The following is a 19,305-nucleotide window of genomic DNA, read 5'->3' as shown; positions in this document are numbered from 1 at the left end:
AAAAACCAATGCAGATTGCGCGTCAAGCAGATAGGCGCTCAGCTTCGCCGAACCGGCAAACAATTGCAAACGCCTTGCTTTCAGAGGCGTTTTTTCACCTCGGCGGTGAAGTCATCACCGCGCTGTTCGAAATTGTCATATTGGTCGAAACTGGCCGCGGCAGGGGCCAACAAGACCACCTCGCCCGGCTGCGCGTCTGCCATGGCCTGTTCAACAGCGGCAGCCATGGTGGTGCAAACCTGAGCATCCGCAGTTAGCTGCATGGCAAAGCCCGCAGCCTCGCGTCCAATGACATAGGCTTTGATCACGTGACCTTCGGCCCCGTTCAGCGCCTCAAGCCCACCCTCTTTCTCAAGCCCGCCACAGATCCAGCGAACCTTTTTGAAGGCGCTCAGCGCTTTCAAGGCGCTGTCCACATTGGTGGCTTTAGAGTCGTTCACGAAGGTCACCCCATCCACTTCGGCAATAATTTGACTGCGATGCGGCAGACCAGGAAAACTATGCAGCGCGTCTTCGATCACGCGGGGGGCAAGGCCCAGAGAACGGCAGGCAGCATAGGCAGCGCAAGCGTTCTGGTGGTTATGTGCGCCAGGCAGGCCCTTAATGTCGCGCAGATCAATTGATCCCATCTGACGTCCCTTGCGGTATTCAGACAAGTATCCCTTGCGTGCAAAAACCTGCCAGCCCGGTCCAGTCAGTTTACGCGCAACCGAAATGCGGATCACCCGATCATCAGATGGCCCCTCGGCCAGCTGACCAGCCAAAAACGCGCCTTCAGCCTCATCGATCCCGATCACGGCGCGATCCGGCCCGCCTTCGGCAAAGAGGCGGCGTTTGGCTGCGAAATAGCCACCCTTACCTCCATGCCGGTCAAGATGATCAGGTGAGAGATTGGTGAAAACCGCCACATCTGGCGTCAGGGCGCGGGCCAGTTCAGTTTGATAACTGGACAGCTCTAACACCACCACCGAGCCATCACCGCCCGGATCGATATCCAGAACACCGCGCCCAATATTGCCCGCCAACTGCGAGTCGCGCCCGGCCTCGGTCAGGATATGGTGGATCAGGGCTGCAGTCGTTGATTTGCCGTTCGATCCCGTCACTGCGATGACACGCGGCGGGGTGTCATAGTTGTGCCATTCAGGCCCGGCGAAGGAGCGAAAGAACAAGCCAATATCATTGTCTACCGGGACGCTAGCATCCGTTGCAGCAGCCACGACCGGATTGGGCATGGGATAAAGATGCGGAATACCAGGTGAAACAATCAGAGTAGCAATATTTTCGAACGCTCCATGTCGGCGCAGATCAGAGCAGACCAGCCCCTCTCCTTCAGCCGCCTCACGCGCGGCCGGATTGTCATCCCAGCACACCGGTTGGGCGCCGCCCGCCTGCAATGCACGAGCCGTGGCCAAACCAGACCGCCCTAGCCCCAGAACCGCAACTTTTTTCCCTGAAAACCCTTTGACCGGGATCATCTGCTGTCCACCTTCATCGCATAGAAATTTGCGCCACACTGCACCGAAGGATTTCCCAAAGGCAAGGGGGCGCTCAGGCTCGCGCGGCAGCGCGAGCCGGGCCCAACGGGTGGCATGCGGGCCACAGGCCCTCCGAACCCGGCGGGAGTCCTACCGCACTTTCAACGTCGCCAGACCAATCATCGCCAGGATCAGCGAGATGATCCAGAAGCGGATCACAATCGTCGGCTCAGCCCAGCCCTTTTTCTCATAGTGATGATGGATTGGGGCCATCAGGAATACACGTTTACCAGTGCGCTTGTAGTAAAGCACTTGAATGATCACGCTCAGCGCTTCGACCACGAATAGGCCACCCACAATGGCCAACACCAGTTCGTGCTTGGTTGCAACAGCGATTGCGCCAAGTGCACCGCCCAGAGCCAACGATCCTGTATCCCCCATGAACACTGCTGCCGGAGGGGCGTTGTACCATAAGAAGCCAAGCCCCGCTCCAAAAAGCGCTGAGGTGAATATGAAGATTTCTCCGGTGCCGGGCACATAATGCACGTCAAGGTATTCGGTGAAGTCGACCCGCCCCACCGCATAGGCAATCACGCCCAGCGTCGAGGCGGCGATCATCGCGGGCATGATGGCCAACCCGTCCAACCCATCGGTCAGATTTACCGCATTGGCAGCCCCGACGATCACAATGACCGCGAATGGGATATAAAATAGGCCCAGATTGATCAGCGTATCCTTGAACACCGGCATAGCCAGTTGATTTTGCAAATCGGCAGGATGGTGCAATCCAGCCCAAAAAGACGCCAAAACCGCAATCAGAACTCCCAAAGCCAAACGCATCTTGCTCGAAACGCCTTTGGTATTCTGTTTTGATACTTTGGCGTAGTCGTCAGCGAATCCAATGGCCGCATAAGACAGTGTTACGAAAAGAACCATCCACACATAGGGATTGTCCCAACGCGCCCAGACCAGCGTTGAAGTTACCAGTGCGCCAACAATCAAAAGGCCACCCATAGTAGGGGTTCCGGCTTTGGACAGATGCGCTTCGGGGCCATCATCCCGGATCGGCTGGCCCTTGCCCTGCTTGCGACGCAGTACGTTAATCAGAGGTTTTCCGAAGATAAATCCAAAGATCAATGCCGTCAGAAAGGCTCCACCTGCCCGGAACGTAATGTAGCGGAAGAGGTTCCAGAAATCCCCTCCGTCCGACAGGGCGGTCAACCAATAGAGCATACCAAAACCTTTCTCACACGGGCATCACGGGCGCTTACGGCTCAAGCGCGCCCCCTTGCCCCATTTTCCGCAGACCGTCAACAATCTGCGCCAATGCCATGCTGAGCGAGCCCTTTGCCAGCACTGCGTCGCCGTTACGGATCAACTCGGGCAGTTGCCCGACCATCTCGGCGCTGGTCTCAGTCCAAAGCCCACGCTTGCCCTCCGGCAAGGCCTGATGCAGCGCCTGCATCAGTGGACCGATGCAGTGAACCTGATCGACCTGAGCCATCGCGGCCACATCGGCCATGGCCGCGTGCATCGCGTGTTCCTGCGCACCCAGCTCTTTCATGTCGCCCAGAAAGGCGATCTTGCGATTACCTTGCGATGCGGCCAGCACGTCCAATGCGGCCTCCATCGAGGTTGGATTGGCGTTGTAACTGTCATCCAGCAGCTCGATCTGATCGCCGCCAGGCAGCGCGATAACCTCACGCACCCCGCGCCCTTTGACCGGGGACCAGCGGCGCAAGCCAGCAACGGCCTGATCCAGATCGACGCCCAGCTCGACACAAGCCGCCAGAGCGCCCAGCGCGTTCATGGCAAAATGCGTACCTGCCGATTGGACGTTGAACGAGATAGTGTTTTCGCCAACCTTACCCTGCGCCTGAAGGCTGTTGGCGCCCTGCTCCACCTCGGTCAGAGCGTAATCTTGGGCTGTTCGACCAAAATCGACAATCTTCGCGCCCAGCTCCTGCGCACAGCTGCGCAGGATGTCGGCGTGTTCGATATCGGCGTTCACGATGGCGGCCCCGCCCTTGGTCAGACCGTCGAAAATCGCGGCCTTCTCATGGGCGATCCCCGCGACCGAGTCGAACGCTTCGAGATGCACCGCCGCCACCGTCGTCACCAGCCCCACATGCGGCTGCGCCTGACGCGCCAGAGGGGCGATTTCACCCGGGTGGTTCATGCCGATTTCAATCACGGCAAATTCGGTATCACGCGGCATCCGCGCCAGTGTCAGCGGTACACCCCAATGGTTGTTGTAGCTGGCGACGCTTGCATGGATTTTCCCTTGCGTTTCCAATATGCTGGCCAGCATTTCTTTGGTCGAGGTTTTGCCGACACTGCCGGTCACACCCACTATGCGCGCCGCTGTCCGGGCACGGGCCGCCTGACCCAAAGCTTCCAGCCCGGTCTGTACGTCATCAACGATCAAAAGCGGCGCATCCTCGGTTACGCCTTCGGGAATGCGGGATACCAGCGCGGCACCTGCACCATTTTCCAGCGCTTGCGCGACGAAATCATGGCCATCGCGGGCAGCTTTGAGCGCGACGAACAGGTCTCCGGGTTGCAAGGTGCGAGTGTCGATCGAGACTCCGGTCACCTGCCAATCGGTGGTGGCGCGCCCATCGGTGGCCTCGGCGGCCTCGGCTGCGGTCCAGAGTGTCATGCGACCCTCCCGTCCAACGCAGCGACCGAGATACTGGCCTGTTCAACGTCATCAAAGGGCAGAACCTGATCGCCAACGATCTGGCCGGTTTCGTGGCCTTTGCCCGCGATCAACAGGGCGTCACCCGGTTGCAGCGCGTCGATGCCACGCAGGATCGCTTCGGCCCGATCGCCGACTTCAGTCGCTTCAGGCGCACCCAACATGACAGCGGCACGAATGATCGCCGGGTCTTCGCTGCGGGGGTTATCGTCGGTAACGAAGACCAGATCTGCATTCTCTGTGGCCGCCTGCCCCATGAGAGGGCGTTTAGTGGCATCCCGATCCCCACCTGCGCCAACAATGGCGATCAGACGACCCATCACATGAGGGCGCATCGCTTTCAGCGCTGTAGCAACCGCATCCGGCGTATGCGCGTAATCGACAAACACCGCCGCGCCGTTGTTGCGGGTGGCGGCCAGTTGCATTCGGCCCCGGACCGTTGTCAGATGCGGCAGGGTTTCGAAAACGCGGTCGGGGTCCTCTCCTGCCGCGATAACCAGACCGCAGGCCAGCAGGACGTTTTCAGCCTGAAATCCTCCGATCAGGTTCAAACGGGATTGATAGGTCTTGCCTTTCCACGAAAAACGCAGGTCCTGTCCGGTCGCGTCAAAGCGTTGATTTAGCAGGCAAAGATCAGAATCTTCAGGTCCAACGGTGATAACATTTTGCCCCCGCGCCTCAGCGATCTTGCGCATCTCGACGCCCTTCGGATCGCCAAGGTTTATCACCGCGACCCCGTCCTCGGGCAGCACACGATCAAACAGACCGGCCTTAGCGGCGAAATAGGCCTCGAACGTATCGTGATAGTCCAGATGGTCCTGCGTGAAATTCGAGAACCCGGCGGCGGCCAAATGCACACCATCCAGACGACGTTGTTCAAGGCCGTGAGATGAGGCCTCCATCGCCGCGTGGGTCACACCATTGTCGGCTGCCTCGGCCAGACAGCGGTGCAGCGTGATCGGCTCGGGCGTGGTATGCGCTAAAGGCGCGGTCCAGGCACCTTCAACCCCGGTGGTGCCCAGGTTGACGGCGGCGAGGTCCAACTCGGACCAGATTTGACGGACGAAGCTCGCCACCGATGTTTTACCGTTGGTGCCAGTGACCGCCACGATAGTTTGCGGTTGCGCACCGAACCACAGCGCCGCCGCCCCGGCCAATGCCTGGCGTGGATCTTCGGTCACGATCAGCGCAGCGTCGGATGCGGCCAGTTCTTTGGCAGCGAGATCAGCCCCTTCTGCGTCTGTGAGAATGGCAGTTGCCCCCATACGCAGGGCGTATTGGATAAACTCTCCGCCATGAACGCGAGAGCCGGGAAGGGCAGCAAAAAGGAAGCCGTCTTTCACCTCACGGCTGTCGACAGCTAGTCCGGTGATGTCGGGATTCGCCCCGCCCCGCGCGGTCAGGGCCAGTTGGCTAAGTTTCTTTGACCGATTGCCCATGACCCACCTCTTGTCCGACGGCCTAATTTGAGGTCAGCGTTATAGCAGCGCGCGCCTCAGGCTCAAGCCGGGGTCTGAGCCCCAAGAGCGGTGCCACGCGCCCGATCAGTTCAGCGGCAACCGGAACAGCAGTCCAGCCTGCGGTGCGGCGCTTTTCGCCATAGGCGACAATCGAGGGCTCATCCAGCGTGACGATCAGCACATATTTCGGATCATAAGCCGGGAAGATAGTGGCGAAAGTGGCGATAACCTTGTCGTCATAATACCCACCGCGTGGCTTGGGCTTGTCGGCAGTGCCGGTTTTGCCGGCTACGTCATAGCCTTTGACATCCCCAAAGCTGGCGGTTCCATCCGTGACCACTTTGCGCAACATGTTCTGCGCTTGTTTGGCCGTGTTTTCGGACATCACGCGTGGGCCGTATTGCGGGCCATTGCGGCGCAGGATGGTCGGGCTGACATAGTGCCCGCCATTGGCAATCGCCGCGTATCCTGCGGCCAGATGCATCGGGCTGGTCGACAAGCCGTGGCCATAGGAGATGGTGACAGTGCTCAACTCGCCCCATTTCTTGGGCTTGAGAGGCTGCCCGCCTTTGGCTTCAACGATTTCAAATGGGGTTGGGTCGAACATTCCCAATGCGTTCAGGAAGTCCTGCTGCCGCTTGGCCCCAATTTGCAAGGCCAGGCGACCGGTGCCCCGGTTTGAGCTATGGACGATCACATCGGCCACGCTGATCTCGCCATAGTTCTTGCCGTTGAATTCGCCGATCGGGAAACGCCCGATTTTCATCGGGCCGGAAGTGTCGATGATCGTGTTGGAATTGACCAGACCCAACTGAACGGCCTGCGCGGCGGTGAAGATTTTGAAGACTGAGCCCAACTCATACACACCCTGCACATAGCGGTTAAACAACGGGCTGTCCGAGGGGTCAAAGCCCGACGTCGGCGGGCGTGGACGATCATTGGGGTCGAATGACGGCAGTGAAGCGGCCGAGACAACCTCACCCGTATGGGCGTTCATCAGTACCGCCGATGCCCCCTTGGCATTCATGATCTTCATGCCACCATAGAGCACTTGTTCAACGGCTGCCTGAACGGTCAGGTCCAGCGACAGTTGCAGGGGTTTGTTGCCATTGGCCGGATCGCGCAGATAATCGTCGAATTGTTTTTCGACGCCCGCAACGCCGATCACTTCAGCTGCGCTGACACCTTCACGACCAAATCCCGAGCCACCCAGAATGTGCGCCGCCAGCCGACCATTGGGATATAGCCGCATTTCACGTGGTCCGAACAGGATACCTGGATCGCCAATGTCATGCACGGCCTGCTTCTGCTCGGGCGAGATGCGTTTCTTGATCCACAGGAATTTGCGTTTGCCGGTGAAGTCCTTGACCAGCCTCTCTTTTTCGAGATCGGGAAAAATCGCCACCAATTGATCCGCGGCGGCAATCGGGTCAATCATCAGCGGCGGCTGGGCGTAGACGGAATAGGTGTCGAGATTGGTCGCGAGAATGCGTCCCTCGCGATCAACGATGTTCGCGCGTTGCATCGCGATGGTAGCACCCGGCGCACTGGCCAGTGGTTCCTGTGCTTCAGACGTGGCCAAAACGCCCATGCGGAAACCCACCACCGAGAAAGCGCAGAAGAAGAACAGACCCAATACCAGCAGGCGGCCTTCGGCGCGCGCACGGGCGCGGTCTTTCATGTCTTCGTGACGTTTGCGGATATTCTCCCGCTCGATCGTCTTCGGGTTCTCGCCCTTGGCGCGGGCATCGAGAATGCGGGCCAGAGGGCGGAGCGGTGTTCGGGTCATGGGAACTGCACCTCACCAAGTGCCTGCGTCTCGGCAATCGCCTGCAGTTCAAGCGGGTCGACTATGGGCAGGTCCGGATCTTCACCATAAGAAATCTGGTCCGCGCGGCCAAACTGTTCAGCGCGCAGAGGCAGCAGCCCGAGACGTTCGAAATTCAAGTCTGCTAATTCACGCAGACGATCCGGCCGGTTCAGATAGGCCCATTCAGCGTTCAGCACCGCCAGTCGTGCCTGCGCCATACCGATTTGGCCCTGCAATGACTGAGTTTCCTTCACCACCTGTTGGGTGCGGTAGTTTTCCTGATAGGCCCAGAGCGCCAGCCCAAAGACAGAAAGGGCCGTCAACATATACAAAATACTCTTCATCTTGCCCTTCCCCCCAGTTCCGGCATCCCGATGGCCCGAGCCTCAATTTCACCCGCCGGAGCATCTGTACGAATGGCGACACGCAGCTTAGCCGAGCGAGCGCGTGGATTTTCCTGCAGCTCCTGCTCATCCGGCCCTACTGCTTTACGGGTTTTGAGGGTGAATTGCGGCTGTTCCTGCGCCAATTCGGGTGCATAGCGGTTCGCGCGGCCTGTCTTGCCCGCGCGCGATTGGAAGAACCGCTTGACCATTCGGTCCTCGATGGAATGGAAAGTGACCACAGCCAGTTGTCCGCCCGGCTTCAAGGCGCGTTCTGCTGCCATAAGGCCTTGAAACAGCTCTTCATATTCCGCATTCACAGCAATCCGCAGTCCTTGAAAGCTGCGCGTCGCCTGGTGTGACTGACCGGGTTTCGGGCGCGGCAGGCAGGATTCGATAATCTCGACCAACCGCAAAGTCGTTGTGATCGGCTCTTCGGCCCGCGCCTTCACGATGGCTTTGGCAATGCGACGGCTGGCGCGTTCTTCGCCGAAATGGAACAGGATGTCGGCCAGTTGCGTCTCGGTTGCCGTATTGACCAAATCAGCAGCGCTTTCACCCTCCTGGCTCATCCGCATGTCGAGCGGACCGTCTTTCATGAAGGAGAAGCCACGTTCTGCCTGATCCAATTGCATTGAAGAAACACCGAGGTCCAGCACGACGCCGTCCAGATTTTGCGCATAATCATCCATGCGCGAAAACACACCCTGCTGCATCACCAACCGATCACCGTATTCACTGGCCCAATCCGCGGCCATCTCAAAGGCCAGTGGATCGCGATCCACACCAATGACCTTCTCGGCCCCGGCCTCGAGCAGACCACGCGTGTATCCACCTGCACCAAAGGTTCCGTCCAGCCAAATGCCGGATACAGGCGCCACTGCAGCCAGCAACGGGCGTAGTAAAACAGGGATGTGAGGTTTGTCCGATGAGCTTTGAGCGCCGGCCATGCCGTCACCCGTCCCCAATGCCGTCGAGATACTGCATCGGATCGAAATCCTCTGGCAGATCGTCCAGCCATTCCTCGGTCGTGGCCAGTTCCTCGGCCTCGTATGTCTCGGGCTTCCAGATCTGAAAGGTATCACCAGCGGCGATAAAGAATGCCTCGTTCTCAAGATCGATTTTGTTACGCAACTTGGCGGGCAGAACCAGACGGCCAGTTTCGTCTACATTGGTCGGAAAGGACTGACCGTGGAACATCCGCTGCAGCATCCGACGCTGCATCGAGCCACGCGGCAGCGCGTCGATCTTGGCATCTACCTCGTCGATCGCTTCCATCGTATAGCATTCAAGGTATTTGCGGCGGTGGTCGCCATAAACGATCACAAGCTCAGGATTGTCACCGGGCTGCCAGTTGGGATCGGACGCTTCAAGCACACGGCGAAACGAGGCCGGGATCGAGACCCTGCCCTTCGCATCCACCTTATGGTGGCTTTCACCTCTAAACCTGCGCGCCAAGACGACTGTCCCTTTCGCTTGCGCCCCACCTCAAAATTCACGTTCCCCCGGATGGAAAACGGCGAGTTGATCTGCTGCCACTGATCAACCCGCCGCATTGACCCGCTGAGCGGGATGTCCAGCTGCGCGCGCCACCTGGGGGGGATGTCTGCTCGCCCGCGCGCCGGATCTGTTGATTGATGAAAGCGAGATGCCTGTATGAAACCTGTTTTTGTATTTTTGGTTCGGGGTCGTTTGGTGCCCCTTAACTGTCCTCGCCCTCATCGGGTAAACAAGGGATGCCATGGGAAACCATGGAAATCAACAGGAATTTTGCAAGAAGAGAACTGAATCTGGCTTCAGAATAACGTTAAAGCAATCGAAATCAGGGTTAAATGCACCATAAATTGTGATTTTTGTATCCGTCAACACCACATATGCGCAACCCAGCGTTGAAAAATTTTTTCCCACGAATTCCCAACAAACCTCCCAAATGGCGATAAATCCGGCGCAAGCCCCCATGAAATCCAACCAAACAGGACGAATCGCGATCGCTTAGGAGGCCATTCCCATAGGCGACCCATGCTTTCCCATGGCACCGTCACACCACGAGCTGGATCAGAGGCGAACAGCTCTACCCCCTCTTGATCTGACACAACATGCCCAAACAAATGCCAATCCCGCTTAAGGGATAAGCACCTTTAATCACGGCACCTGAACTGGCAAAAAGCCAACCGCATGCGAAAACCTATATTTTAAAGGCAATTATTGGGGTAGCCCGGTTTATCCCGACAATCCATGCATTTGCTGCATAGCAGCATTGACGGCGCGAGCTATTGTGCAATCGCAGCATTTGCCTATCTTCAGTCTCAAGCAAGCGCCGGACGATGTCGGCAGCAACAAGAATGAACGGATGATGAAGATGGCAGTCGCAAGCACACAAACAGGTCTAAAGAGCGCTCCGGTATTTGGAGTCGCAACACTGGTTGAAACCGTAAAGACCCGCGTTGCGCGCTACCGCCTGTACCGCCAGACGGTAAACGAACTGTCGGCACTGTCGGATCGCGAGCTGGCCGATCTGGGCCTGCACCGTTCGATGATCCGTCGGCTGGCCCAGCAGGCCACCGAAGAGCAAACCGCGCAGTAAGCGCGACACAGATACTGAGATCAGGCCCATCCTCCTCCCTTTTGGGTCTGTAATCAGCGGCAACGTCTCTCCTCCTCCCTGACGTTGCCGCACCTAATACCGGCCCTGACTGCCGGAAGCCGATACATCGGGGCTCTCCTCCTCCCTGCCCTGATGTTGAAAGCGCGCGGCGACGCCTTCCTCCTCCCTGACGTCGCCGCGTCTTCCTCATACCGGGATCAAACCCGGGCTCGGATACATCGGGGCTTCCTCCTCCCTGCCCTGATGTAGAAAAGAACGGCGGTTCCCCTCCTCCCTGGGAACCGCCGTTTTTCGTTTTTTGGCGCACAAGATGTAAGCTGGGGCCGTGAACGATTTTCAGGAGTGTCCCATGGCCGCCTATTTCATCGCCCAGATTTCCATTCATGACCCGGATGGATACCAGAAATACCTTGAAGGCTTCATGCCGATCTTTGACCGGCATGGCGGGCGCCTGCTGACCATATCCTCAAAGCCCGTTGAAGTGATCGAAGGCAGTTGGCAAGAAGACGGGATCGTGCTGATGGAGTTTCCGGACATGGCTGCCGCAAACGCGTGGAAGGACGATCCGGACTATGTTGAGCTGGCCAAGATCAGGCAACAAACAGCGACAGCGAATCTGGTGCTGGTCGAAGGGCTGTAAGCGTCAGAACGGCACGTCATCCTTCGCGGTCAGAAAGCGCGAGACGACCTTTTTCGTTCCGGCCTTGTCAAAATCGACCTCAACCTTGTCGCCCTCGATGCCGATTACTGCCCCATAACCGAACTTCTGGTGAAACACCCGCTCACCCAGAGTAAAGCTGGCGACCGCTGTGGCGTCGATCACCGTGTTCCGGCTTTCTTTCGGTTGAGACATTCCATACTGTCCCTGCCGCGCCTGCATCCGTTTCCATCCCGGCGAGTTATAGACATTCGCCTCGGCCGCGCGGGTTTCGATCCCGGTAGTGGTCTGACCACCACCATACAGACCTGGCGGCGTCAGCACTTCCACATGATCTTCGGGTAACTCATCAATGAACCGGGACGGCATCGAGTTCTGCCATTGTCCGAACACCCGTCGGTTGGCTGCAAAGGAAATCGTACAGACCTCTTCTGCCCGGGTGATGCCGACGTAAGCCAGCCGCCGTTCCTCTTCGAGACCCTTGAGCCCGGTTTCATCCATTGACCGCTGCGAGGGAAACAAACCGTCCTCCCACCCCGGCAGGAACACGGCAGGAAACTCCAGCCCCTTGGCCGCGTGCAGGGTCATGATAGAGACCTTGGCCCCATCGCTGTCCTGTTCGTTGTCCATCACCAAACTGACATGCTCCAGAAACCCTTGCAGGTTCTCGAAATTGTCCAACTGATTGACCAGTTCTTTAAGGTTTTCCAACCGCCCCGGCGCCTCAGGCGTCTTTTCATTCTGCCAATGGGCGGTATAGCCGGATTCGTCCAAGACGATTTGAGCCAGTTCGATATGTGTATGCTCAGGTTCACCATAACGGATCGGCGACACACCGTCATCGATCACCGAGTCATCGTCCATCTCGATCCGGGGCCCGCGTGTCATGGCGTTCCATCGCGCCAGACCGTCGATCAATTCACGCAGCGCCTTGCCGCCCTTGCCCTTGATCAGGCCGTTATCGGCCGCGATCCGCGCGCCTTCGACCAGAGACACTCCGTTCTCACGCGCCACTACCTGAATCGTCTGCTGCGCCTTGTCGCCGAGGCCGCGTTTGGGCGTGTTCACGATCCGCTCGAAGGCCAGATCATCCTCGGGGCTGACCACCAGCCGGAAATAGGCCATGGCATCGCGAATCTCCATCCGCTCATAAAACCGAGGGCCGCCGATCACTTTGTAGGGCAAACCAATCGTCAGGAATCGATCTTCAAACGCCCGCATCTGGTGCGAGGCGCGCACGAGAATCGCGATCTCGTCGAGGTTCATCGGCCGCACACCGCGCGTGCCGCCCTGCATCGCATCGATTTCCTCACCGACCCATCGCGCTTCTTCCTCGCCATCCCAATGGCCTATCAAACGGACCTTTTCGCCCTCTTCGCGGTCGGTCCAAAGCTCTTTGCCCAAGCGGCTTTCATTGCCGCGAATGACGTTGGACGCGGCAGCCAGAATATGCGGGGTTGAGCGGTAGTTCTGCTCCAGCCGCACAACGAAGGCACCGGGGAAATCCTTCTCAAACCTCAGAATGTTTCCCACCTCTGCCCCGCGCCAGCCATAGATCGACTGATCGTCGTCGCCGACGCAGCAGATATTTTTGTGGCCACCGGCCAGTAAACGAAGCCAGAGATATTGGGCGACGTTGGTATCTTGATACTCGTCCACCAGAATGTAGCGGAACCAGCGTTGGTATTGCTCCAGCACGTCCGGATGGGTCTGAAAAATCGTGACCATGTGCAGCAGAAGATCACCGAAATCCACTGCGTTCAGCACGCGCAGGCGGGCCTGGTACAACTTATAAAAGTCGATGCTAGACATCACGCCTTTGCGCTTTTTAGGAGTGTCGAGTTCCTCGAACTCTGCACCCGTTTCAAGGTCGATCCATAGTTCTTTGCTGGCGGGTACTTGGTCAGGTAACCACGAGTTGTTCTTGTAAGTATCGATTATCGAAGCGAGCCAACGGGCAGTTGAAGTACGCACTTCAACATCAACTGATGAAGCCAATTGTTTAATAAGCCGTTTTTGATCATCCGTATCAATAATCGTAAAGTTCGATTTTAGATCGACCAGCTCCGCATGTCGGCGCAACAGCTTTACGCAGATCGCGTGGAACGTGCCCAGCCACGGCATACCCTCGGCGGGTCGGCCCAACATACGACCCACGCGCTGTTTCATCTCGCGCGCGGCCTTGTTGGTGAAGGTCACCGCGAGAATCTCGTTCTCGCGCACGCGGTGGGTTCTGAGCAAATGGGTGATCCGCGCGGTCAGCGCCTTGGTCTTTCCGGTCCCTGCCCCGGCCAGCATCAGCACCGGGCCATCCAACCGCTCGACCGCTTCGCGCTGCGCCGGGTTGAGGTCGTTCAGATACTCGGCAGACGCCGCAGGCATAGCCCGCGCCGATAGCGAGGCGCCCTCGAAGGCGTCCATTTCGTCAAAACTGCTCATGGATTCAAACTACGCTGGATGCGCGCCAAGGGAAAGGGTTTGTTCACGCCTTGTTCACAAGGATTTTGCAGCCACATCCACTAAATTCTAAACAATCACCCACCGTCGTTAACCCCCTGTCAAACCTAGGCAATGATGCTTGGTTCAATGCAGTGGGAGTGCGGAATATGAAATTGAACGATCGGCGACCGCTTGGCCATCGCCTGAAATGGGCGGGAATCACCATTCTGCTTATAGCGCTGGCTGCGACCGCGGGATGGAGCATTTATGCGCTGCCCGCTCCGGTCGTAGACCGTATGCTCAGAACCGATATTCTTAAACAGGCCGAGCTTTGGAAGCGCCGGGTCGTGCTGCATCTGGAGGATCCAGAAACCGCCCTGCGCACAGGGCAAATCGATCATCATGATGCCGAGTTTCTTTCTACAATGCCCGATGCTTCGGATGTTTATCGCTTCAAACTGTTCGACACGTCCGGACGGGTGGTCTGGTCGACCCGTCCCGAGGAAATCGGCACCTCGGAACCGCGAAACTTCTTTCGCAGTGACGAGGCGCGGGGCATGACCCACTACATTCAGGAAACTGTTCCTTTGTCCGAAATTGACGGGCTTGATCTGCACACGGAAAACACCAGCAAAACCACCCAGCATCACGTGGCTGAGGTGTTCATGCCGGTCACCAAGAACGGCCGCTTAATAGGCGCGATCGAGTTCTTTACGGATTTCACCGACCTGCGCAGTACATTCATTTACCGGTTACGGGTTTCTCTGGCGATTCTAAGCGGGATTGCCCTGTTTGCGTTGAGTGCGGTGAGTCTGGTGACCTATCGCACCAACCGGTATCAGCTCCAGTCGCTTAAGACCAGGTCAGACAAGGAACGCGAGCTCATGGATGATCAACTGCGCCTCGCGCGTGAGGTGCGTCTGCTGGGTGAGCTGAATGAATGGCTGCAATCCAGCCGGTCATTGGATGAGCTTTTCGAGATGGTATCGCGTTTCATGACCCATATTCTGCCTGAGGCAGAGGGCAGCGTGTATGTCTACTCAAACTCGCGCGATGTGCTGGATGGCTGTGCCAGCTGGAATGGTGGCTCGCATAAAGCGCACATTCATCCCGAGGGGTGCTGGGGTCTGCGACGTGGACGGACTTATGAATTCGGTGCCTCCGAGGTCGATTTTGTCTGCGAACACGCTGAACCTCATGACGGACGGCCCTATTTCTGCTTTCCCATTCTTGCCCATGGCGAGACAGTGGGTTTGCTGCATCTGCGCGCTCATGAAGGCAGCGGAGAGGCGTTCCATGACAGTAAGAAACTGGCACAACTGTGTGCAGAGCAAATCAGCATGGCCATCGCGAATGTCAGAATGCGGGATCAGTTGCATGACCAGTCCGTCCGCGATCCTCTGACCGGATTGTTCAATCGCCGCCACATGACTGAGACATTGCGAAAAGCCATCAGCCGCAGTCAGCAAACCCGCTCTCCGCTGAGCCTGATCGCGGTGGACGTGGATCATTTTAAAGAGTTTAACGATACGCATGGACATGACGCAGGTGACATGGTGCTGCGCGCGGTTGGATCGGCCCTTGAAACTGGGTGTGATCGGGATGAAGTGGCCTGCCGGATCGGCGGCGAGGAATTCATGCTGATCCTACCGGACAATACGCCGGATGATGCGATGACCCGTGCGGAACAGATCCGGCAGGCGGTCGAAGCGATCACGGTTCGGTATGGCGAGAAATCACTGCCGCGCATCACCATCTCAGTTGGGGTTGCACATTATCCGACCCACGGTGTGATGCCGCAGGATCTGATGCGTGTTGCTGATGATGCGCTGTATGCGGCAAAGAACAAAGGTCGCAATCAGGTGCAGGTTGGAAAATCCAATCAGACCGTCACGGACATTGCCGACCGAAAAAGGCCGGTGGCTTCAGGTTCCTCGACCTCTCTTGCTAAGCCTTGAGCACATGCCAGTCGTTGCCTGCTTGCAACCGGCATGGCGTCTAGGACTGCGCTGATCTGGAAATCTTGGCCCTGTGCGCTTCCGAATCACTCGGATTGAGACGGATTTCAGAAGTGAAATCCACAGCCCTAAGCACTTAGGGTACAGAAAATCTGACATCATAGATACAGTATTTGATGCTGCGGCGCAGCGCGTGTAAAGAAAAGCGGTAATAGGCGGCGATTGCGAGCGTTAACATGCCGGTTCTACCCAGAACTACATATGTACGTGGCTGTATTGTCCGCCTATTCACAAGGCCACACCTAGTAAAGACCGGGACCTGCAATGACAGACTTCAAGAAAATCCTGATCGCCAACCGCGGCGAGATTGCCATTCGCGTGATGCGCGCTGCCAACGAGATGGGCAAACGGACCGTCGCGGTTTTTGCCGAGGAAGACAAGTTGGGGCTGCATCGTTTCAAGGCGGATGAGGCATATCGTATTGGTGCGGATCTGGGACCGGTCGCGGCCTATCTGTCGATCGACGAGATTATCCGAGTTGCCAAGGAATGTGGCGCGGATGCAATCCATCCCGGTTACGGCTTGCTGTCCGAGAACCCGGATTTCGTAGATGCCTGTGTTCAGAATGGCATTACCTTTATTGGTCCCAAGGCCGAAACCATGCGCGCATTGGGCGATAAGGCCAGCGCCCGGAAAGTGGCGATCGCAGCTGACGTTCCAGTTATCCCGGCAACTGAAGTATTGGGCGACGACATGGCCGCCATCAAAACTGAAGCGGCCGAGATTGGGTACCCATTGATGCTGAAAGCCAGCTGGGGCGGCGGCGGGCGCGGAATGCGTCCGATCCTGTCCGAAGATGAGCTGGAAGAGAAGGTTCTGGAAGGTCGTCGCGAGGCCGAAGCGGCGTTTGGCAATGGCGAGGGTTATCTGGAGAAGATGATCACCCGCGCCCGCCATGTCGAGGTTCAGATTCTCGGCGACAAGCATGGTGAGATCTATCACCTCTATGAACGTGACTGCTCGGTCCAACGACGCAACCAGAAAGTCGTTGAACGCGCCCCTGCCCCTTATCTGACCGACGAACAGCGCGCCGAAATATGCGAGCTGGGCCGCCGCATCTGCGCCCATGTGAACTATGAATGCGCGGGCACGGTTGAATTCCTGATGGATATGAACACCGGTAAGTTCTACTTCATCGAGGTCAATCCGCGCGTGCAAGTCGAGCACACTGTCACCGAAGAGGTAACGGGCATCGACATCGTGCAGGCGCAAATCCTGATTGCCGAGGGCAAGACGCTGGCTGAGGCTACCGGCAAAACCAGCCAGGACGAGATCCGCCTGAACGGTCACGCCCTGCAAACCCGTGTGACCACCGAAGACCCGCTGAACAACTTCATCCCCGACTATGGCCGCATCACCGCCTATCGCTCGGCTACCGGCATGGGCATCCGTCTGGACGGCGGCACCGCTTATGCGGGCGGGGTGATCACGCGGTTTTACGATTCATTGCTGACCAAGGTCACCGCCTGGGCGCCTACCCCCGAGAAAGCGATCGCCCGGATGGACCGCGCCCTGCGCGAATTCCGGGTGCGTGGCGTATCCACCAACATCGCTTTTGTCGAGAACCTGCTGAAGCACCCGACCTTCCTGTCGAATGAATACACGACCAAGTTCATCGATGAGACACCGGATCTGTTTCAGTTCAAGAAGCGTCGCGACCGCGGCACCAAGGTTCTGAACTATATCGCGGACATCACCGTGAACGGGCATCCCGAAACCAAGGATCGCCCCGAACCACGCGCCGACCTGAAAGAGGCCAAGCCCCCCGCGCCCAAGGCCGAGCCCCAAATGGGCACACGCAACCTGCTGGAGCAAAAAGGCCCGCAGGCGGTTGCCGACTGGATGAAGGCGCAGCGGCAACTGCTGATCACTGACACCACCATGCGTGACGGGCACCAGTCCCTGCTGGCCACCCGGATGCGCTCGATCGACATGATCAAGGTGGCGCCAAGTTATGCGGCGAATCTCCCCCAGTTGTTCAGCGTTGAATGTTGGGGGGGCGCGACGTTTGATGTGGCCTATCGCTTCCTACAGGAATGCCCGTGGCAGCGTCTGCGCGACCTGCGCGAGGCAATGCCGAACCTGATGACCCAGATGTTGCTGCGTGGTGCAAACGGGGTTGGCTATACAAACTACCCCGACAATGTGGTGCAGGAGTTCGTGCGGCAAGCCTCGCAGAATATCGATGTGTTCCGCGTTTTCGACTCGCTGAACTGGGTCGAGAACATGCGCGTCGCCATGGATGCAGTGATCGAGAACGGTAAGATCTGTGAAGGTACAGTCTGTTATACCGGAGATATCCTCGACCCGGATCGCGCCAAGTATGACCTGAAATATTATGTCGGTATGGCAAAAGAGCTGCGCGATGCAGGCGCACATGTTCTTGGCCTGAAAGACATGGCGGGCTTGTTGAAACCAGCCTCGGCACGCATTCTGATCCGCGCGCTTAAGGAAGAGGTCGGCCTGCCGATCCACTTCCACACCCACGACACTGCCGGTATCGCCAGCGCCACCATTCTTGCAGCCTCTGAGGCGGGCGTGGACGCGGTGGATTGCGCGATGGACAGCTTCTCCGGCAACACCAGCCAAGCAACGTTGGGCACCGTGGTCGAAGCGCTGCGCCATACCGAGCGTGACACCGGGCTGGACATCAAAGCCATCCGCGAGATCAGCGACTATTTCGAGGCCGTTCGGGGCCAATACGCGGCCTTCGAATCCAGCCTGCAAGCCCCGGCCTCCGAGGTCTATCTGCACGAGATGCCCGGCGGTCAGTTTACCAACCTAAAGGCACAGGCGCGTTCGCTGGGTCTAGAGGAGCGTTGGCACGAGGTCGCCCAGATGTACGCCGATGTGAACCAGATGTTCGGTGATATCGTCAAGGTGACACCGTCGTCCAAAGTGGTCGGTGACATGGCACTGATGATGGTAAGTCAGAACATGACACGCGAACAAGTCGAAGACCCTGACACCGACGTCGCCTTCCCCGACTCGGTCGTGGACATGATGCGCGGCAATCTGGGTCAACCTCCGGGCGGGTTCCCTAACACGATCATCACCAAGGTACTAAAAGACGAAGCACCGAATACGGAACGCCCCGGCAAAAATGTCGAGGCCGTCGATCTGGAAGCCACCCGCGCCGATCTGTCCAAACAGCTTGAGGGCAAAGAGGTCGATGACGAGGACCTGAACGGCTATCTGATGTATCCCAAGGTGTTCCTGGATTACATGGGCCGCCACCGGACCTATGGCCCGGTCCGTACCCTGCCCACGCGCACCTTCTTCTACGGCATGGAACCCGGCGAAGAAATTACTGCCGAGATTGACCCCGGCAAAACGCTTGAAATTCGCTGTCAGGCCATCGGCGAGACTGACGAAAACGGCGAAGTACGCGTGTTTTTTGAACTCAATGGCCAGCCACGTGTGATCCGCGTGCCGAACCGGATGGTCAAAGCCACTACCGCGCAGCGGCCCAAAGCCGAATTTGGGAATCCCGACCATATTGGCGCGCCGATGCCGGGCGTTGTGGCCACCGTTGCCGTCTCGGCAGGTCAAGAAGTACACGAAGGCGATCTGCTGCTGACCATCGAAGCGATGAAGATGGAAACCGGCATCCACGCCGAGCGAGACGCAACGGTCAAGGCCGTCCACGTCCAACCTGGCGGCCAGATTGACGCCAAGGACCTGCTGGTTGAACTGGAATAAGCCAGTTATCACATTGGGGCATACAGGGCCGCGCAGTTCTCTGCGCGGCCTTTT

At 57.9% G+C, this 19,305-nt stretch carries 13 protein-coding genes; 4 read left to right on the top strand and 9 right to left on the bottom strand.

Going from position 1 to position 19,305, the window contains the following annotated elements; all coding sequences use genetic code 11:
- Positions 1 to 80: 80 nt before the first annotated feature.
- The 8 genes from murD to mraZ form a co-directional block, all read right to left on the bottom strand.
- Positions 81 to 1,475, bottom strand: coding sequence for a UDP-N-acetylmuramoyl-L-alanine--D-glutamate ligase (gene murD / locus ACR0KN_RS14335; RefSeq protein WP_480654456.1), 1,395 nt, complete (start codon positions 1,473 to 1,475; stop codon positions 81 to 83).
- A gap of 150 nt (positions 1,476 to 1,625) precedes the next feature.
- The gene (gene mraY, locus ACR0KN_RS14330; RefSeq protein ID WP_170781876.1) at positions 1,626 to 2,708 is read right to left on the bottom strand and encodes a phospho-N-acetylmuramoyl-pentapeptide-transferase; all 1,083 of its coding nucleotides are present in this window, start codon (positions 2,706 to 2,708) and stop codon (positions 1,626 to 1,628) included.
- Between the two features lie 34 nt (positions 2,709 to 2,742).
- Positions 2,743 to 4,137 carry a UDP-N-acetylmuramoyl-tripeptide--D-alanyl-D-alanine ligase gene (locus tag ACR0KN_RS14325; protein ID WP_480654454.1) on the bottom strand — a complete coding sequence of 465 codons (1,395 nt, stop codon included), beginning with the start codon at positions 4,135 to 4,137 and terminating at the stop codon, positions 2,743 to 2,745.
- Complete coding sequence (locus ACR0KN_RS14320; protein ID WP_480654452.1) at positions 4,134 to 5,615, bottom strand: UDP-N-acetylmuramoyl-L-alanyl-D-glutamate--2,6-diaminopimelate ligase; 1,482 nt, start codon at positions 5,613 to 5,615, stop codon at positions 4,134 to 4,136. The genes ACR0KN_RS14325 and ACR0KN_RS14320 overlap by 4 nt, the downstream gene beginning before the upstream one ends.
- Before the next feature lie 22 nt (positions 5,616 to 5,637).
- Positions 5,638 to 7,425, bottom strand: a complete 1,788-nt coding sequence (locus tag ACR0KN_RS14315) for a peptidoglycan D,D-transpeptidase FtsI family protein (protein ID WP_480456490.1) — start codon at positions 7,423 to 7,425, stop codon at positions 5,638 to 5,640.
- Positions 7,422 to 7,790, bottom strand: coding sequence for a cell division protein FtsL (ftsL, locus tag ACR0KN_RS14310; RefSeq protein WP_170476976.1), 369 nt, complete (start codon positions 7,788 to 7,790; stop codon positions 7,422 to 7,424). The genes ACR0KN_RS14315 and ftsL overlap by 4 nt, the downstream gene beginning before the upstream one ends.
- Complete coding sequence (gene rsmH / locus ACR0KN_RS14305) at positions 7,787 to 8,779, bottom strand: 16S rRNA (cytosine(1402)-N(4))-methyltransferase RsmH (RefSeq protein WP_480654449.1); 993 nt, start codon at positions 8,777 to 8,779, stop codon at positions 7,787 to 7,789. Before rsmH ends, ftsL begins: the two co-directional genes overlap by 4 nt.
- A gap of 4 nt (positions 8,780 to 8,783) precedes the next feature.
- Positions 8,784 to 9,251, bottom strand: a complete 468-nt coding sequence (gene mraZ, locus ACR0KN_RS14300; protein WP_480654447.1) for a division/cell wall cluster transcriptional repressor MraZ — start codon at positions 9,249 to 9,251, stop codon at positions 8,784 to 8,786.
- A 937-nt stretch (positions 9,252 to 10,188) separates the two neighbouring features.
- Here mraZ and ACR0KN_RS14295 point away from each other — a divergent pair.
- Together ACR0KN_RS14295 and ACR0KN_RS14290 are read left to right on the top strand one after the other, a co-directional pair.
- On the top strand, positions 10,189 to 10,413 hold the full coding sequence (locus ACR0KN_RS14295; RefSeq protein ID WP_480654445.1) for a DUF1127 domain-containing protein: 225 nt from the start codon (positions 10,189 to 10,191) through the stop codon (positions 10,411 to 10,413).
- A gap of 370 nt (positions 10,414 to 10,783) precedes the next feature.
- On the top strand, positions 10,784 to 11,074 hold the full coding sequence (locus ACR0KN_RS14290; RefSeq protein WP_170775310.1) for a DUF1330 domain-containing protein: 291 nt from the start codon (positions 10,784 to 10,786) through the stop codon (positions 11,072 to 11,074).
- Between the two features lie 3 nt (positions 11,075 to 11,077).
- Here the strand turns inward: ACR0KN_RS14290 and ACR0KN_RS14285 are convergent, their stop codons facing one another.
- A complete protein-coding gene (locus ACR0KN_RS14285) occupies positions 11,078 to 13,531 on the bottom strand; it encodes an ATP-dependent helicase (RefSeq protein ID WP_480654443.1) in 2,454 nt (817 codons plus the stop codon).
- A 167-nt stretch (positions 13,532 to 13,698) separates the two neighbouring features.
- Here ACR0KN_RS14285 and ACR0KN_RS14280 point away from each other — a divergent pair, with 167 nt between their 5' ends.
- A complete protein-coding gene (locus tag ACR0KN_RS14280; RefSeq protein ID WP_480654441.1) occupies positions 13,699 to 15,489 on the top strand; it encodes a sensor domain-containing diguanylate cyclase in 1,791 nt (596 codons plus the stop codon).
- Positions 15,490 to 15,813: 324 nt separating this feature from the next.
- Complete coding sequence (locus ACR0KN_RS14275) at positions 15,814 to 19,251, top strand: pyruvate carboxylase (RefSeq protein ID WP_170476988.1); 3,438 nt, start codon at positions 15,814 to 15,816, stop codon at positions 19,249 to 19,251.
- Positions 19,252 to 19,305 lie beyond the last annotated feature (54 nt).

This window comes from Ruegeria sp. AP7, from assembly GCF_056539905.1.
The sequence above is the reverse complement of the archived record's forward strand: the minus strand, read 5'-3'. Positions and strand labels throughout refer to the sequence as shown.

Bases quoted from the DNA above. Each gene is read 5' to 3' on its own strand.
- ACR0KN_RS14315 (WP_480456490.1), bottom strand. From the start codon at position 7,425: ATGACCCGAACACCGCTCCGCCCTCTGGCCCGCATTCTCGATGCCCGC.
- ftsL (WP_170476976.1), bottom strand. From the start codon at position 7,790: ATGAAGAGTATTTTGTATATGTTGACGGCCCTTTCTGTCTTTGGGCTG.
- ACR0KN_RS14325 (WP_480654454.1), bottom strand. From the start codon at position 4,137: ATGACACTCTGGACCGCAGCCGAGGCCGCCGAGGCCACCGATGGGCGC.
- ACR0KN_RS14280 (WP_480654441.1), top strand. From the start codon at position 13,699: ATGAAATTGAACGATCGGCGACCGCTTGGCCATCGCCTGAAATGGGCG.
- murD (WP_480654456.1), bottom strand. From the start codon at position 1,475: ATGATCCCGGTCAAAGGGTTTTCAGGGAAAAAAGTTGCGGTTCTGGGG.
- ACR0KN_RS14320 (WP_480654452.1), bottom strand. From the start codon at position 5,615: ATGGGCAATCGGTCAAAGAAACTTAGCCAACTGGCCCTGACCGCGCGG.
- ACR0KN_RS14290 (WP_170775310.1), top strand. From the start codon at position 10,784: ATGGCCGCCTATTTCATCGCCCAGATTTCCATTCATGACCCGGATGGA.
- rsmH (WP_480654449.1), bottom strand. From the start codon at position 8,779: ATGGCCGGCGCTCAAAGCTCATCGGACAAACCTCACATCCCTGTTTTA.
- ACR0KN_RS14295 (WP_480654445.1), top strand. From the start codon at position 10,189: ATGGCAGTCGCAAGCACACAAACAGGTCTAAAGAGCGCTCCGGTATTT.
- mraY (WP_170781876.1), bottom strand. From the start codon at position 2,708: ATGCTCTATTGGTTGACCGCCCTGTCGGACGGAGGGGATTTCTGGAAC.
- ACR0KN_RS14275 (WP_170476988.1), top strand. From the start codon at position 15,814: ATGACAGACTTCAAGAAAATCCTGATCGCCAACCGCGGCGAGATTGCC.
- ACR0KN_RS14285 (WP_480654443.1), bottom strand. From the start codon at position 13,531: ATGAGCAGTTTTGACGAAATGGACGCCTTCGAGGGCGCCTCGCTATCG.